At 54.8% G+C, this 230-nt stretch carries 2 tRNA genes; both read left to right on the forward strand.

Annotated elements, in window-relative coordinates:
- Positions 1–78: 78 nt before the first annotated feature.
- Positions 79–152, forward strand: a tRNA-Cys gene (locus KGF41_RS20735).
- 6 nt (positions 153–158) lie between these two features.
- A tRNA-Asn gene (locus KGF41_RS20740) sits at positions 159–230 on the forward strand.

Below are 230 nucleotides of genomic sequence, written 5' to 3' on the forward strand. Positions count from 1 at the left end.
ATTAGCTCAGTCGGTAGAGCACCTGACTTTTAATCAGGGTGTCCCGCGTTCGAGTCGCGGATAGATCACCAAAAAGGCGGCGACATAGCCAAGTGGTAAGGCAGTGGACTGCAACTCCTTGATCCCCAGTTCGAATCTGGGTGTCGCCTCCAAAATATTCCAAGGTAGCTCAACGGTGGAGCAACCGGCTGTTAACCGGTAGGCTGTGGGTTCGAGCCCCACCCTTGGAG

The organism is Clostridioides sp. ZZV14-6150 (assembly GCF_020657875.1).
Classification (GTDB): domain Bacteria; phylum Bacillota; class Clostridia; order Peptostreptococcales; family Peptostreptococcaceae; genus Clostridioides.